Source organism: Spirillospora sp. CA-294931 (assembly GCF_050946795.1).
Lineage (GTDB): Bacteria > Actinomycetota > Actinomycetes > Streptosporangiales > Streptosporangiaceae > Spirillospora.
This window is the reverse complement of the sequence record NZ_CP192006.1, coordinates 7,344,647-7,358,226: the sequence shown is the minus strand read 5'-3', so window position 1 is coordinate 7,358,226 and position 13,580 is coordinate 7,344,647. Positions and strand designations below refer to the sequence as shown.

Here is a 13,580-nt window from a genome sequence, read left to right as displayed (position 1 = left end):
CTGTTGCAATCATCGGTCCCGGTCCCCGCGAATGGACCGGTGATGGACACGATCATTGTGCTGTTCAACCGCGACCTGCGCGTGCACGACCACCCCGCGCTGGCCGCCGCCCACGCCGGCGCCCGCCGGGTCGTCCCGCTGTTCGTGCTGGACCCGGCCGTCCCGTCCGGGCGGCGCGGCCCGTTCCTGCTCGACTGCCTGGACGACCTGCGCGCGTCCCTCCGCACCCGGGGAGGCGACCTGCTGGTGCGCGACGGCGACGTGGTCACGGAGACCATGAGGCTGGCCCGCGAGACGTCCGCCACCGCGATCTACACCAGCGACGACGTCAGCGCGCTGGCCCGCGACCGCGCCCGGCGATTCGAGGCCGAGCGGATCGAGTTCCGCGCCTTCCCGGGCGTCACGATCGTCGAGCCCGGACGCCTGACTCCCAGCGGAGGCGGCGACCACTACCGCGTCTTCACCCCGTATTGGCGAGCATGGTCCAAGGCGCCCCGCCGCACCCGAGCCAAGGCACCCTCCAGCATCAGGCTTCCGCCGGATCTCGCCGCCGGGACGATCCCCGGACACCCGTCGCCTCTGATGCCCGGCGGCGAGTCCAGGGCCCGCAAGCGCCTGGACACCTGGACCCGCCACGGCATGGACGCCTACGCCGACACCCGCGACGCCCTGGCCGACGACGGGACGTCCAAGCTGAGCCCCTACCTGCGCTTCGGGTGCCTGTCACCCCTGGAGATCGAGGCCCGCGGCAACGACGAGTTCGTCCGCCAGCTCTGCTGGCGCGACTTCTTCCACCAGGTCACCCACGCCTTTCCTGAGATCACCAGCCGCGACTACCGTCCCCGGGGCCACCGCTGGCGCCACGACCCCGCCGCCGAGCGTGCCTGGCGCGAGGGCACCACGGGCGTCCCCATCGTGGACGCCGGAATGCGCCAGCTCGTCCGGGAGGGCTGGATGCACAACCGCGCCCGCATGATCACCGCGTCCTACCTCGTCAAACACCTCCATCTCGACTGGCGCCCGGGCGCCCGCCACTTTCACGAGCATCTCCTGGACGGCGACGTCCCCAACAATTACGGCAATTGGCAATGGACCGCCGGAACGGGCAATGACACCAGGCCCAATCGCGCCTTCAACCCCATCCGGCAGTCCAAACGCTTCGATCCCGACGCCATCTACATCCGCCGCTACGTCCCCGAATTGGCCGACGTCCCCGACGGCAAGGCCCACGAGCCCTGGACGCTGCCGACCCCGCCGCCCGATTACCCGCGTCCCATTTCGCTAGGACCACCAGGGGGCTGATGTAGCGCGGAATGAATTGGTGCCGCAGTGCACCTCGCCGCCGCCCGCGTGGTAGGTGTGCCAGTCGTCGATGTAGGCGGCCTGGACGCCGGCCCGGCGGTACGCGGACGTCACCGCGTCGGCGAAGACGTCGCGTCCGTTGACGACCGGGCCCCACTGGCGGGCGGCCAGGACACGGTTCGGGCTGAGGAACAGGCTGTTGATCGCACCCGGGACCCACGCACCCATGGTCTTGGGCGCGGAGCGCGTCTCACCGGACGCCGCCTTCTGGTCGAACCTGCGCACGCGCTGCGTGGGGCCGCCCCCGAATGCGTACAGCCCGGGGATGCGGACGATCTCGGCGTCGGTGACGCCGGTCTCCCGCTTGAGCTTGGCGACGTTCGCGGCGATACGGGACGACGCGATCGTGTTGGCCTCGCGCAACTTGGCGTCCGCCAGGGCCTGGGCGATCGTGGTCTTGGGGCCGCCGGGGACGGAGAACACGCGCCGCTTCCCGTGCCCCTCGGCCTGGAGCTTGCGCAGGATGGCGGTCCCGGCGGACGGGTCGGCCACGGCCAGGCGCCAGCCGCGTGGGGTGGGGGCGGGCAGGAACTGGAGGAACTCGTCCACGTGGCCGACGTCCAGCCAGGACGTGTCCAGGGTGAGCGGCTGCTGCGCGCCCTGGGCGGCGAGGAAGGCGAGCATGGTCGTGGGCCGCTGGCCGGGACCCTCGCCCTGGCCCATGATGATCCGTCCCGCCGGGTAGCCGCCGTAGGGCGGGATGGTCTCCAGGTTGCCCGTGGAGTTCAGGCTGTCGTTCTCGCTCTCCGGAACATTGGGCAACTGCACCGCGCCGACGTTGGGCCCGCGCAGCCGCTCCCACAGTTCGCGCCCGGAGTCGCGGGTGGGCTGGGCCGAGCGGATCATGATCCGCATGCTCTGGGGACGGCCCGGCCCGGGCATGCTGACGTAGCCGGGCTCGACGAAGTCCTGCGCCCAGGGGTCGCCGTACTTGGTGAAGGTGAACAACGGGGCCGCGACCCCGGCCGCGCGGACGTGCCCGGCGAGCTCGTTGACGAACTTGCGCTGGAGCTTGGCGTAGGGGTTGTCATCCGGGAGGCGGGTGACCAGCACCCGCTCGGTCCGCTGGAGATGATGGTGCGTCAACAGCGGCGCGACCCGGGCGAGGATCGTGTCGGCGGTGGTGGTGCCTCCGTCGGTGACGGTGAACCGCACCCGCAGATCGCCGTTCCAGCGCCGGACGTCGCGGACGACGTCCGTGGCCTCCAGCCCCAGCTCCGCGCCCCGGCGAAGGTCCCGCACCGGGATCCGGTCGGTCGGCCTGAGCGCGCGCCAGGCGCGGCCCTGGCGGAGGAACAGACGTCCCTTGCCGGTCAGCGCGACGGTACCGGTGGCCTTGTCCGACAGCCGGGGCATGGCGGCGACGCGCACCCGGGCGAGGTCGGCGGCGTCGCGCTCCCCGTTGACCACCGCGTCGGACGCGTCGTTGCACCCGGTGAGGGCCCCGATCGGGAGGGGGCGCCCGGCGGGCGTCTTGACGGGGCAGCGCCGGGCGTCGTCATCGAGATTGGGCAGGACGATCGCGCCGCGCCCCCGGGTCCAGACGTCCTCGCCCGCCTCGTCCGAGGTGCCGCCGAGGTCCACGCGACCGTCCCGATCGACGTCGGCGCGCAGATCGGCGTGCTCACCGGGGACGGCCAGGGCCGGGGGCACGACCGCCAGCCCGCACGCGCCGAGCCCGAGGGCGACGACGCCCGCGACCGCGATCCGCCGTCCGCCCGAGTTCTCCGAGTTTTTTGGCATAAGGAGGACTTTGCTGCACGCAAACCCCCGCCCTCATCGGCATTTTGGCCATGACAACCCCCGCCGGTCGGCTGGTTTCACATCCTTCGACCGGCGGACTCCTCCCTGACGCTCGTGATCCGCATCACTCGCGGGAGAGAACCGGGCCCCTCCCGTCCTCCTCCCTGGTGACAGCGAGGAGGAAGTATGAAGCGAGGCATAGCGGCGGCCGTGGCCACCGTCGCGATCGTCGGGGTGGCGCAACCGGTCACCGCCGACGCGGTCGGGGAGACGCGGATGACGATCACGGGCGTGGACACCGCCGCGCCCGATCGGTACGACCGGACGGGTCGCCGCGGGCTCGCCGGGTGCTGGTTCTGGTGCCGGGAGGGCTCGCCGGTGCCGGGACCTTCCGGACACTGGCCCGCGACCTGGTCCGCGCCGACCGCGGCCTCCAGGTCTGGGCGGTCGACCGGAGGGAGCAGAACGGTCGCGGCCCTGCGGGCCACGAGCTGGTAGTGGATCGCCCTGCTCTCGGGCCGGTCACCGAAGCCGACCCGAAGGGACGCTCCGGGAGGCGTCGGAACTGCTGCGCGTGCCGGTCGGGACCGTCAGGTCCCGGCTGTTCCGCGCCAGGCACAGCTTCAGACGCGGCTGGAACGACGAAGGGAGGGCACGATGACCTGGCCCGTGGGTGAGCTCGACGAGCTGCGCAGGCTCCGCGTCCTCGCGGAGTCGCTTCCGGGGGCGTTGTACCTGGAGGCCGCGCTTCCGGCGGGTTTCGCGGACGTGTGGGCGGTCCTCGGCGACCCCGAGGAGGGGTTTCCGGGCCTGGTGCCTGGCGCAGAGCCGCTTCATCGTGTTCGGCATGGCCGCCGTCCCCGACGGCGACGCCACGCGCTTCGCCTACATGGCCGGTTTCCGGCTCCCGGGAACGCGCGCCTTGGGCCCCGTGCTGCGCGCGGTGCTCGGCCCGGTGATCCTGCGCCGTTTCGTCCGGCGGTTCGCGAGGTGAGCCGGGACGGGCGGACGCCACCCGCGCGCCGGATGCACGTCTTCGGCCCGTGCTGCGCGGGTGTTCGGTCCGGTGATCCCGCGCCGGTCGGTGTGGGCGGTTCGCGGGGTGAGCCGGGACGGGCGGACGCGGCCCGCGCGCCGCGTTCGCTCGTCCCGGCTCGGTCTCAGCGGCGGGCTCGGGTGGCCAGGGCCTCGGTGGCCTGGGCCACGGCGGCGGGGTTGGAGATCATCGGGAGGTGGCGCGACCCGGGGATGAGGGTGGGGGCGGGGGCGCCGATGCGGGCGGCGGTCTCGGCCGGGGCGGTCTTGGTGAAGACGTCGTCCTCGGCGCCGAAGACGACGGACGCCGGGATGCCCGTGGCGCGCAGCATCGCCACCCGGGACGCCGCGAGGCCGGGGCTTCCGTCGCCGTAGGCGTCCCAGAGGCCCTTCTCGGCGCCCTTGACCTCGTAGGGTCGCCGCCATTCGCGCACTCCGGCGGCGTCCAGGCGGGGGCAGGTCGGGCCGCACTGGCTGTTGTAGGCGCTGCGGATCAGCCAGTCGGAGCCGCGCGCGATGCGCAGCAGGCTGGTGCGGTAGGGGTTGACGAGCAGGCCGGGGGGTGGGCCCTCGGCGCCGGGGCCGGTGTCGAGCGCGTCGCCGTCCAGCATCATCAGGCCGCCGACGCGGTCGGGGGCGCGCAGCGCGGCCTCGGCCGCCACGGCCGCGCCGCTGGAGTGCGCGACCAGGACGGGACGCTGCCCGGGCCCGCCCAGCTTCATCGCGTCCAGGAAGCCCAGGGTCTGCTCGGCCATGTGGCCGGTGGTGTAGGGGCCCTTGCGGGTGCTGTAGCCCGAGCCGGTCAGGTCGAAGGCGTACACGCGGTGGCCGCGGGCCAGGTGCGGCGCGAGCCGCGCCCAGGTGTCGGCCGACTCGAACGACCCGTGGACGAGCACGATCGGGCTGCCGGTCGTCCCCCAGGAGCGGTAGCGGGTCTTCACGTCCCCGGCCTGCACGTACGTCTGGCCGGGCGGTGGCTCGGCCGTCCCGGCGGTCACGGCGTTGAAGCCGAACGACAGGAGGGTGACCACGGCCCACAGCGCCGCGAGGGCGATGGCCAGCCGCCTGGCCCATCGCCGCAGCTGCGGTGCGCGGACGGCCTCGGGGGCCTCGGGCCGGACGTCGGTCGCGGTGCTCATGCGTTTCCCTTTCTCAGGTGACCAGGCCGGACTGGTAGGCGAAGACGACCAGCTGGGCCCGGTCGCGGGCCCCGAGCTTGATCATCGCCCGGCTGACATGGGTGCGGGCCGTGGCCGGGCTGATGACCAGCCGTCCGGCGATGCCCTCGTTGCTCAACCCCTCGGCGACCAGGCCGAGGATCTCCCGCTCCCGGTCGGTCAGGGCCTTCAGATCGGGGTGCGGCCTGGGCCTGCGGGGCGCCCTGGCCACGAACTCGCGGACGACCCGGCGGGTCACCGACGGCGACATCAGCGCGCCGCCCCTGGCCACCGACCGGATGGCCCGCACCAGCTCGGCGGGCCTGGTGTCCTTGAGCAGGAAGCCGCTGGCCCCCAGGCGCAGCGCGTCGAAGATGTACTCGTCGTGCTCGAAGGTCGTCAGCACGATGACCCGGGTGTCGGCCAGCGCGGGGTCGGCCATGATCCGCTTGGTCGCGACCAGGCCGTCCACGCCGGGCATCCGGATGTCCATCAGGACGACGTCGGGCAGCGTCCGCCGCGCGGCGGCGATCGCGGCCAGCCCGTCGGACGCCTCCCCGACGCACGCGAGCCCGTCCTCGTTCTCGATGAGCGTGCGCAGGCCGAGCCGGACCAGGTCCTGGTCGTCGACGACGAGTACGGAGATCATCTGGGCCCTCCGGCCGGGAGTCGGGCATGGACCTCGAAGCGGTCGTGGGCCGCCGGACCGGCACTGAACTCGCCGCCCAACGCGCGCACGCGCTCGCGCATCCCCGGGATGCCGGACCCGCCGCCCTCGGACGGCGTGCCGGTCACGGGGTTGGACACGGTGATCAGGACGCTCTCGTCCTCGTAGCGGATGCCGATGCTGGCCTGGCCCGCGCCGCTGTGCCGCAACACGTTGGTCAGCGATTCCTGGACGATCCGGTACCCGGTGAGGTCGACCGCGGCGGGCAGCGCCGGGGCGGGCTCGCCCGCGGTGTCGAGCCGCACCTGGACGCCCGCGTCGGCCATGCGCTGCCGCAGGCCGTCCAGCCGGGCCAGGCTGGGGACGGGGGAGCGCTCGGGCTCGCCCTCCGAGCGGCGGACCAGGGCGAGCGTCGCGCGCAGCTCGTCCAGGGCCTCGCTGCTGCTGCGGCTGATCGCCTCCAGGGCGATCTCGGCCTGGGCCGGGTTCCTCGGCAGGACGTGCAGCGCGACGTCGGCCTGCATCTTGATCGCGGCCAGGCCGTGGCCGACGATGTCGTGGACCTCCTGGGCGACGCGCAGCCGCTCGTCGTCCACGCTCTGGCGGATCGCCTCGGCCCGGGCCCGGACGGCGGTCTCCTTGCGGAGCCGCAGCGTGAAGCCCAGCGAGAACGGCACGACCACCCACGCGGCCACCGGAATGGCCCCGCGCACGCCGAGTGCCGTCCCGGGGACGACGAGATGGATCAGCAGCAGCGCGAGCCCGGCCAGCGCGCACGGCAGGGCCTCGACCAGCGAGGCGTACCGGGCCGCGCCGAACACGGCGATCATGAGGAAGAGCAGGATCGGCCCGTAGGCGTACCCGAGGACCAGGTAGACCGAGGTGCAGGCGGCCACCACCGCCAGGGTCGCGGGCGGCCTGCGGCGGCGCGCCGCCAGGGCCAGCCCGGCCACCGCTATCAGCGCGAAGCCCCGGGTGTCGAGAACCGTCTCGTCCCGGGGCGCGCGCCCGACGGCGGCCGTGCCGGCCATGGCGAACAGGGTGAGCGCGATCGCCAGCGCGGCGTCGCCGAGCCGGGCCCTCGCACCCCCTGCCGTGTTCATGGACCAAGGTTCGCCGAGCGGAACCGGCCCGCGCGTCGTCCGCTGGACGACTCTCGCCCTACGCCCGTGGGCGTACTGAGGCGGTCCTAGGAGACCGGAACGGTCCCGTTGAACCTCGGGTCGACGAAGTCGGCGATCTCCACCTTGCCCGGCAGGACGTCGGCGTCGGTGAAGGTGTTCGCCAGCTGCTGCTCGGCCGAGGTCACGGCCGCGTCGAGCGGGACGACCCGGGCCAGCCGCCGCTCGACCGCCTTCTGCGCGACGGGGAGCGGCAGCCCGGTGTCCTTGGCCCAGATGGCCGCCCACTGCTTCTGGTGGGCGTTGGACCACAGCACCGCGCGCCGGCAGCGGGCCAGGAAGTCCTTGAGCGCGGCCGTCCTGCCCTTGTCGTCCAGGGCCTTGCGCGAGGTGATCTGGAAGCCGTAGCCGTTGATGTAGCCGGTCCCGTTCACCAGGATCCGCGCGCCGGTCTGCGCCTCGGCCTGCGCGGTGTAGGGCTCCCAGGTGGCCCAGGCGTCGATCCTGCCGGACGACAGCGCCGCCAGCGCGTCGGACGGCTGCAGGTACTGGGCCTGGATCTGGGAGAGGTCCAGCCCGTTCTTCTTCAGGACGTTCAGCAGGTGGCCATGGGCCGAGCTGCCCTTGGCCACGGCGACCTTCTTGCCGCGCAGCTCGGCGGGCGAGCGCAGGGCCGAGCCCTTGGGGACCAGGATCGCCTGCCCGTCCAGCCGGATGTCGGTGGCGCCCACGATCACGATCTTGGAGCGCGCGGCGGCGGCGAAGATCGGGGGAGTGTTGCCGACCGAGCCGAAGTCGACGGCCCCGGCGTTGACGGCCTCCAGGATCGGCGGGCCCGAGGTGAACTGCGACCAGCTGATCTTGTACGCGGTGCCGTTCAGCTCGCCCGCCGCGCCCAGCAGCGATCGGATGCTCGCGCCCTTCTGGTCGCCGACGCGCAGCGTGACGGTGCCGTCGGCGGCGGCGCTGGCCGAGCCGCCGTCCCCGCCGCATCCGGCCAGCGTGGTCGCGGCGGCGGTGGCCAGGACCGCGGCGAGCGCGGTGAGTCGCAGGTTCATGCCGTTCCTTCGGGGGTGACGCCGAGCCGGTCGAGCAGGGTCGCGCGCAGCTCGGTCAGGGAGGGATGGTCGCGGTGCCGGGGACGGTCCAGCTCGACGCGGGACTCGTGGGCGATCCGGCCGCGGTCCAGGACCAGGACGCGGTCGGCCAGCAGCAGCGCCTCGTCCACGTCATGGGTGACCAGCAGGACCCCGGGCCGGTGGCGGGTCCACAGGTCCAGCACCAGCCGGTGGACGGTGATCCGGGTGAGCGCGTCCAGCGCGCTGAACGGCTCGTCCAGCAGGAGCAGGCCGGGCTCGCGCACCAGGGCGCGGGCGAGGGACGCCCGCTGCGCCTCGCCGCCGGACAGGGTGAGCGGCCAGGCGCCGCTCCGCTCGGCCAGGCCGACCTCGGCCAGCGCGATCTCGGCCGCCGCGCGCGGGTCGGCGGCGTCCAGGCCGAGCGCCACGTTGGCCAGGACGCGCTTCCACGGCAGCAGGCGCGGCTCCTGGAAGGCGACGGCGACCGTGCCGTCCACCGCGATGGCGCCGTCGTTGTCACGATCCAGACCGGCGAGCGCGCGCAGCAGCGTCGACTTGCCCGAGCCGCTGCGGCCCAGCAGCGCGACGAACTCGCCGCGCCCGATCTCCAGGTCGAGGCGGTCCAGCACCCGGCGGTCGCCGAACCGCTTGGTGAGCCCGCCGACGCGGGCGACGGGGCCGGTGGCCTTCACCGTCCCAGGAACGCTCGCCGCCATGCCAGGGCCCTCCCTTCCAGGATCCGGACGATCCCGTCGGTGGCCAGGCCGAGCGCGGCGTACACCAGCAGGCCGACCACGACGATGTCGGTGCGAAGGAACTCCCGGGCATCGTTGATCATGAACCCGAGGCCCCGGTCGGCGTTGATCTGCTCGGCCACGATCAGCGCCAGCCAGGCGACGCCGAGGCTCTGCCGCAGCCCGACCAGCGTCTGCGGCAGGGCGCCCGGCAGGACGACATGCCGGATCAGCGCCGTCCGGCTGAGCCCGAGCACCCGGGCGGCCTCGGCCAGCTTGCCGTCGACCCCGCGGATGCCCGCGAAGGTGTTGAGGTAGAGGGGGAAGGCCACGCCGAAGGCCACCAGCGCGACCTTGGGCGTCTCCCCGATCCCGAACCAGAGGATGAACAGCGGGATCAGCCCGAACAGCGGCAGGGCCCGCAGCATCTGCATCGGCGGGTCGAGGGCGGCCTCGCCGACCCGGCTGAGCCCGGCGGCCAGGGCGAGCCCGATTCCGGCGGCGGCGCCGAGCGCGAAGCCGACGGCGGCCCGCCGCAGGGACGCGCCGATCGCCTCGCCCAGGACGCCCTCGCGGGCCAGTTCCCAGGCCGTGCGGGCGATGGTGACGGGGTCGGCGAGCAGGCGCTCGGACAGCAGTCCCGAACTGCTGCTCAGCTGCCAGAGCGCCAGCAGGGCAAGCGGGCTGGCGGCCCGCCACAGCGCGGCCTTGGGCAGCCGCAGGGGCGGGGGTTTGAGGCGCGTGCGCGGACGCGCGAGTTCCAGGGGCGTGGTGGACATGGTGAAGAGACCTCTCGAAGCGAGCCGGGGCGCGGCGCCGGTGTCCCGCGCCGCTGTGCGGGGCGTGGGTCAGCGCGGACAGAGCGCGCTGGCCTGCCGCCGGAGGTCGACGTGCAGCCGCGCGACGAGGGAGGGGGTGCGGCTCACGGACTTCACCGTAAGGACGTATTCCTATCAAGTCAATAGGAATACTCTGAAATAGGACGATCGGCGCGTCAGCTCACGGTGAGGTGGGCGGCGGCGGCCTCGGAGGCCAGGTAGAGGGAGGCGCGCGCGATGCCCGCGGGGGAGAGCGCCTCGGGCGGGGCGGGCGTGAGGCAGTGGAGCCGGACGCCACGCGAGCCCAGGTCCGTCGCCAGCGTGACGAGCCCGTCCTGGCCGCCCCGCCCGGTGGACGACGACAGCGTCAGGATCGCGCCCGCGCCGCGCCGGGTCATGTCCGGGGCGAACGCCCGGATCGTCAGGAACGCCGAGGTCAGCCCGGACGCCGCCCGGCCCCCGGCGAACGCGGCCAGCACGTCCACGGGGCCCAGCAGGTCCTTCACCTGGGACGCCGCTTCGAAGAGCGCCGCCGGGTGGGTGACGTCCGCCGCGACGCCGATCGCGCTGCCCCCCGAAGCCGTGATCAGGGCGACGACGTCCTCCAGGGCCCGCTCGTCCGGCCCGACGGAGGCGACGAGGGCCCCCTGCGCGGCGAAGGCACGGGCGGTGCAAGCACCGGCCCCGCGCGCTCCGCCGGTGATGACCACGACCTTGCCCTCCAGGTCGGGGTAGATGGCGACGTTGGCGTCCATGTCGATGCCCTCTTCCGCTTGGGGGGTGCCTGCCCGCTCATCCTGCGGCGGAGGTCACGGGCACGGCGTCGGCCTTCCGGAGGCAGTCGCCGTACGTCTTGCGGCGTACCCCGGCGCCGCACGAGGGAGGCTCGTACGCATCCCGGCGTACCGCCGGTGCCGTCGAGCACCCGATGTGCCGGACCCGGCCCTCGCCCACGATCGATGGCGTGGAAACGACCGTGGAGAAGAGAAGGGCGCGCACGGCCCCGCGGCTGTGGCTGATGCTGGCCGTCGCGGTGGTCTTCGGCGCGGTGCTGGTGTTCCCCTACCTGCTGCTCGACGTCGACAGCAGCCGCCAGGACGTGGACGGCGGGGCGCACTACTCGCTGCTGGCCGCGCACGTCTTCACGGCGCTGGTCGCGCTCGTCCTCGGCCCGTTGCAGTTCATGCCCTCGATCAGGGCGCGGCGGGGGGTGCACCGCGCGATCGGGCGCGTGTACCTGCTGGCGGGCGTGCTGCCGTCCGCGCTGGCCGGGTTCCCGGTGGCGATCATGTCCGGCCGCCCGATCACCCAGATCGGGCTGTCGGTGCCGTGCGTGCTGTGGCTGGTCACCGGGTGGCTCGCCGTCCGGGCGGCCAGGCGGCGGGACTTCCGGGCGCATCGGGCGTGGATGATGCGCAACTACGCGCTGACGTTCCTCGCGGTGACCTCGCGGATCCTGATACCGCTGCTGGTGGTGGCCCAGGTCGCGCTCGGCGACACCGGTCCGCGCGACGAGCTGATCAGCTCGACGATCCCGGTGGGGCAGGCGATCGGGTGGGTCGTCAACCTGGCCATCGTGGAGTTCATGCTGAGGCGCCGCAGGACTCGCGCGTCGTTCGCCCGATAACGCCGGTTCTTCCCGCCCTGCTCGCGTAAGGTGAAATATGATCATGCCGGGCGGGTTCGGTCCGAGTCGACGGGAAGGGGCGGAGATGTCGTTCTTCACCCAGCTGGCCGCGCAGTACATCGACGGCGAATGGAAGCCCGGCGAGGGCCCGTGGGAGATCATCGACGTCGATCCCTACACGGGCGAGCGGCTGGCCGTGATCTCGGCCGCCACCGCCGACCAGGTCGACCAGGCCTACCGCGCCGCCGAGCGGGCGCAGCGCGCGTGGGCAAAAGTGAACCCCTACACCCGGCGGCTGGTCTTCGAGCGGGCCCTGCGGATCATCGAGGACCGCGAGGAGGAGATCACCGAGGCGATCATCGCCGAGCTGGGCGGCACCCGGCTCAAGGCGGCCTTCGAGCTCTCCCTCACCAAGGACATGCTGCGCGAGGCCACCCACCTCGCGCTGCGCGCCGAGGGCCGGATCCTCCCCTCGCCCATCGACGGCAAGGAGAACCGCGAGTACCGGCTGCCCGTCGGTGTCGTCGGCGTGATCAGCCCGTTCAACTTCCCGCTCTTCCTGGCGATGAAGTCGGTCGCCCCCGCGCTCGCGCTCGGCAACGGCGTCGTCCTCAAGCCGCACCAGCACTCGCCGATCATCGGCGGGACGCTGATCGCCTGGCTCCTGGAGGAAGCGGGCCTGCCCAAGGGCCTGCTGAACGTCGTCGTCACCGACATCGCCGAGATCGGCGACGCCTTCATCGAGCACCCCGTCCCCAAGGTCATCTCCTTCACCGGGTCGGAGAAGGTCGGCCGGCACGTCGCGGGCGTCGCGGCGGGCCACCTCAAGCGCGCGGTGCTCGAACTCGGCGGCAACAGCGCGATCATCGTGCTGGACGACGCCGACCTCGACTACGCCGTCGACGCGGCCGTCTTCAGCCGCTTCGCCCACCAGGGCCAGGTCTGCATGGCCGCCAACCGCGTCCTGGTCGACCGCTCCGTCGAGAAGGAGTTCACCGAGCGGTTCGTGGCCAAGGTCGCGAGCCTGAAGGTCGGCGACCCCCGCGACCCCGAGACCCATCTCGGCCCGCTGATCAACACCTCCCAGGCCGAGACCATCGGGACGCAGGTCGAGCAGGCGCTGGCCGAGGGCGCCACCGCGCTGCTCCAGGGCTCGGTCGAGGGGACGATGGTCGCGCCCTACGTCCTGGGCGGCCTGGCGCCCGACTCCGCCATCCTCGGCACCGAGATCTTCGGCCCGGTCGTCCTGGTGGTGCCCTTCGACGGCGAGGAGGAGGCGGTCCGCATCGCCAACGACACGCCGTTCGGCCTCAGCGGCGCGGTGCACACCGGCGACATCGAGCGCGGCGTCCGCCTGGCCCAGCGCGTCGAGACCGGCATGATCCACGTCAACGACGGCACCATCCACGACGAGCCCATCGTCGCCTTCGGGGGCGAGAAGGCTTCGGGCGTGGGCCGTCTCAACGGCGACGCCACGATCGAGGCGTTCACCACGACCAAGTGGATCTCGATCCAGCACGGCCGGAGCCGCTTCCCCTTCTAGCCGCGTTCTAGCCGCCGCGCGCCAGGGCCGTCCCGGTGAGCAGCGTCTCCACCACCTGGACCAGGTCGTCGACGGGCTCGGCGTACCCGGTCAGGGCCCAGCGCATCGCGGTCGCGGTGATCGCGCCGACGGCCGCGGTGGCCAGCAGGTCCGTCCGGGGGCCGGACGGACCGGCGATCACCAGCTCCCTGATGGTGCGCGCCCACGTCTCCACGCAGCCCTGGTAGGCGCGGTCGGCGGCGGGGCTGACGCCGAGGATCTCGGCGTAGAGCAGGCGCGAGACGCGATGGTCGTCGCGCATGCAGGTGAACGCGGCGCGCAGCCCGATGCGGGCGATGACCAGCGGATCGGGCTCGTCCGGCGGGACGGCGGCCAGGACGGCGTCGCGCAGCAGCCCGTTCGCGTGCTCGTACGCCGCCAGGAGCAGCGCCTCGCGATCGGGGAACGACTCGTAGAAGTACCGCTTGGTGAGCCCGGCCTCGGCGCAGAGCGTGTCGACCGTTGCCGTGCGGTACCCGGTCGTCCCGAAGACCTCAAGCCCGGCCTCGACGAGGAGTTCGCGCCTGCGCCGCCGCCTCTGCTCGGCGCTCGCGCCCCGGTACCGGCGATCCTCCACACCCAAATGTTGACACGCGGCCGTCTCAGATACAAACTGACACCGCTTGGTTCCTGATTTGGCGGGGTTACTGCTGGG

Annotated in this window: 15 protein-coding genes; 5 read left to right on the top strand and 10 right to left on the bottom strand. The window is 73.1% G+C overall.

Annotated elements, in window-relative coordinates; translation table 11 throughout:
- Positions 1 to 42 precede the first annotated feature (42 nt).
- The gene (locus ACQPY4_RS33255) at positions 43 to 1,302 is read left to right on the top strand and encodes a cryptochrome/photolyase family protein (protein ID WP_433327743.1); all 1,260 of its coding nucleotides are present in this window, start codon (positions 43 to 45) and stop codon (positions 1,300 to 1,302) included.
- Here the strand turns inward: ACQPY4_RS33255 and ACQPY4_RS33250 are convergent.
- Complete coding sequence (locus ACQPY4_RS33250) at positions 1,282 to 3,105, bottom strand: protein-arginine deiminase domain-containing protein (RefSeq protein ID WP_433327741.1); 1,824 nt, start codon at positions 3,103 to 3,105, stop codon at positions 1,282 to 1,284. The genes ACQPY4_RS33255 and ACQPY4_RS33250 overlap by 21 nt on opposite strands.
- Before the next feature lie 186 nt (positions 3,106 to 3,291).
- Between ACQPY4_RS33250 and ACQPY4_RS33245 the strand changes: the two genes are divergently transcribed.
- Entirely contained in the window at positions 3,292 to 3,603 is a 312-nt protein-coding gene (locus ACQPY4_RS33245) for a hypothetical protein (protein ID WP_433327739.1), read from the top strand.
- 349 nt (positions 3,604 to 3,952) lie between these two features.
- A complete protein-coding gene (locus tag ACQPY4_RS33240; RefSeq protein WP_433327737.1) occupies positions 3,953 to 4,099 on the top strand; it encodes a hypothetical protein in 147 nt (48 codons plus the stop codon).
- Between the two features lie 166 nt (positions 4,100 to 4,265).
- Here ACQPY4_RS33240 and ACQPY4_RS33235 read toward each other — a convergent pair whose 3' ends face one another.
- From ACQPY4_RS33235 to ACQPY4_RS33200, 8 genes are all read right to left on the bottom strand, one after another.
- Positions 4,266 to 5,279: an alpha/beta fold hydrolase gene (locus ACQPY4_RS33235; protein ID WP_433327735.1), complete on the bottom strand. Its 1,014-nt coding sequence runs from the start codon at positions 5,277 to 5,279 to the stop codon at positions 4,266 to 4,268.
- A 13-nt stretch (positions 5,280 to 5,292) separates the two neighbouring features.
- A complete protein-coding gene (locus ACQPY4_RS33230; RefSeq protein WP_433327733.1) occupies positions 5,293 to 5,946 on the bottom strand; it encodes a response regulator in 654 nt (217 codons plus the stop codon).
- Complete coding sequence (locus tag ACQPY4_RS33225) at positions 5,943 to 7,067, bottom strand: sensor histidine kinase (RefSeq protein ID WP_433327731.1); 1,125 nt, start codon at positions 7,065 to 7,067, stop codon at positions 5,943 to 5,945. Before ACQPY4_RS33225 ends, ACQPY4_RS33230 begins: the two co-directional genes overlap by 4 nt.
- An 86-nt stretch (positions 7,068 to 7,153) precedes the next feature.
- Positions 7,154 to 8,143, bottom strand: a complete 990-nt coding sequence (locus tag ACQPY4_RS33220) for an ABC transporter substrate-binding protein (RefSeq protein WP_433327729.1) — start codon at positions 8,141 to 8,143, stop codon at positions 7,154 to 7,156.
- Positions 8,140 to 8,880 carry an ABC transporter ATP-binding protein gene (locus ACQPY4_RS33215; RefSeq protein WP_433327727.1) on the bottom strand — a complete coding sequence of 247 codons (741 nt, stop codon included), beginning with the start codon at positions 8,878 to 8,880 and terminating at the stop codon, positions 8,140 to 8,142. Before ACQPY4_RS33215 ends, ACQPY4_RS33220 begins: the two co-directional genes overlap by 4 nt.
- The gene (locus ACQPY4_RS33210; protein WP_433327725.1) at positions 8,853 to 9,677 is read right to left on the bottom strand and encodes an ABC transporter permease; all 825 of its coding nucleotides are present in this window, start codon (positions 9,675 to 9,677) and stop codon (positions 8,853 to 8,855) included. Before ACQPY4_RS33210 ends, ACQPY4_RS33215 begins: the two co-directional genes overlap by 28 nt.
- Positions 9,678 to 9,746: 69 nt before the next feature.
- Positions 9,747 to 9,824 carry a putative leader peptide gene (locus ACQPY4_RS33205; protein ID WP_433339126.1) on the bottom strand — a complete coding sequence of 26 codons (78 nt, stop codon included), beginning with the start codon at positions 9,822 to 9,824 and terminating at the stop codon, positions 9,747 to 9,749.
- A 68-nt stretch (positions 9,825 to 9,892) separates the two neighbouring features.
- Entirely contained in the window at positions 9,893 to 10,471 is a 579-nt protein-coding gene (locus ACQPY4_RS33200; RefSeq protein WP_433327723.1) for an SDR family NAD(P)-dependent oxidoreductase, read from the bottom strand.
- A gap of 209 nt (positions 10,472 to 10,680) precedes the next feature.
- Between ACQPY4_RS33200 and ACQPY4_RS33195 the strand changes: the two genes are divergently transcribed.
- Together ACQPY4_RS33195 and ACQPY4_RS33190 are read left to right on the top strand one after the other, a co-directional pair.
- Positions 10,681 to 11,343 carry a DUF2306 domain-containing protein gene (locus ACQPY4_RS33195; protein ID WP_433327721.1) on the top strand — a complete coding sequence of 221 codons (663 nt, stop codon included), beginning with the start codon at positions 10,681 to 10,683 and terminating at the stop codon, positions 11,341 to 11,343.
- An 85-nt stretch (positions 11,344 to 11,428) separates the two neighbouring features.
- Positions 11,429 to 12,886, top strand: a complete 1,458-nt coding sequence (locus tag ACQPY4_RS33190; protein ID WP_433327719.1) for an aldehyde dehydrogenase family protein — start codon at positions 11,429 to 11,431, stop codon at positions 12,884 to 12,886.
- 7 nt (positions 12,887 to 12,893) lie between these two features.
- Here the strand turns inward: ACQPY4_RS33190 and ACQPY4_RS33185 are convergent, their stop codons facing one another.
- Entirely contained in the window at positions 12,894 to 13,502 is a 609-nt protein-coding gene (locus ACQPY4_RS33185; RefSeq protein ID WP_433327717.1) for a TetR/AcrR family transcriptional regulator, read from the bottom strand.
- Positions 13,503 to 13,580 lie beyond the last annotated feature (78 nt).

What these genes read in the sequence shown, in the direction of transcription:
- ACQPY4_RS33255 (WP_433327743.1), top strand. Translation starts at nt 43, where the DNA reads ATGGACACGATCATTGTGCTGTTCAACCGCGACCTGCGCGTGCACGAC.
- ACQPY4_RS33245 (WP_433327739.1), top strand. Translation starts at nt 3,292, where the DNA reads ATGAAGCGAGGCATAGCGGCGGCCGTGGCCACCGTCGCGATCGTCGGG.
- ACQPY4_RS33210 (WP_433327725.1), bottom strand. Translation starts at nt 9,677, where the DNA reads ATGTCCACCACGCCCCTGGAACTCGCGCGTCCGCGCACGCGCCTCAAA.
- ACQPY4_RS33200 (WP_433327723.1), bottom strand. Translation starts at nt 10,471, where the DNA reads ATGGACGCCAACGTCGCCATCTACCCCGACCTGGAGGGCAAGGTCGTG.
- ACQPY4_RS33215 (WP_433327727.1), bottom strand. Translation starts at nt 8,880, where the DNA reads ATGGCGGCGAGCGTTCCTGGGACGGTGAAGGCCACCGGCCCCGTCGCC.
- ACQPY4_RS33190 (WP_433327719.1), top strand. Translation starts at nt 11,429, where the DNA reads ATGTCGTTCTTCACCCAGCTGGCCGCGCAGTACATCGACGGCGAATGG.
- ACQPY4_RS33225 (WP_433327731.1), bottom strand. Translation starts at nt 7,067, where the DNA reads ATGAACACGGCAGGGGGTGCGAGGGCCCGGCTCGGCGACGCCGCGCTG.
- ACQPY4_RS33240 (WP_433327737.1), top strand. Translation starts at nt 3,953, where the DNA reads ATGGCCGCCGTCCCCGACGGCGACGCCACGCGCTTCGCCTACATGGCC.
- ACQPY4_RS33250 (WP_433327741.1), bottom strand. Translation starts at nt 3,105, where the DNA reads ATGCCAAAAAACTCGGAGAACTCGGGCGGACGGCGGATCGCGGTCGCG.
- ACQPY4_RS33220 (WP_433327729.1), bottom strand. Translation starts at nt 8,143, where the DNA reads ATGAACCTGCGACTCACCGCGCTCGCCGCGGTCCTGGCCACCGCCGCC.
- ACQPY4_RS33235 (WP_433327735.1), bottom strand. Translation starts at nt 5,279, where the DNA reads ATGAGCACCGCGACCGACGTCCGGCCCGAGGCCCCCGAGGCCGTCCGC.
- ACQPY4_RS33230 (WP_433327733.1), bottom strand. Translation starts at nt 5,946, where the DNA reads ATGATCTCCGTACTCGTCGTCGACGACCAGGACCTGGTCCGGCTCGGC.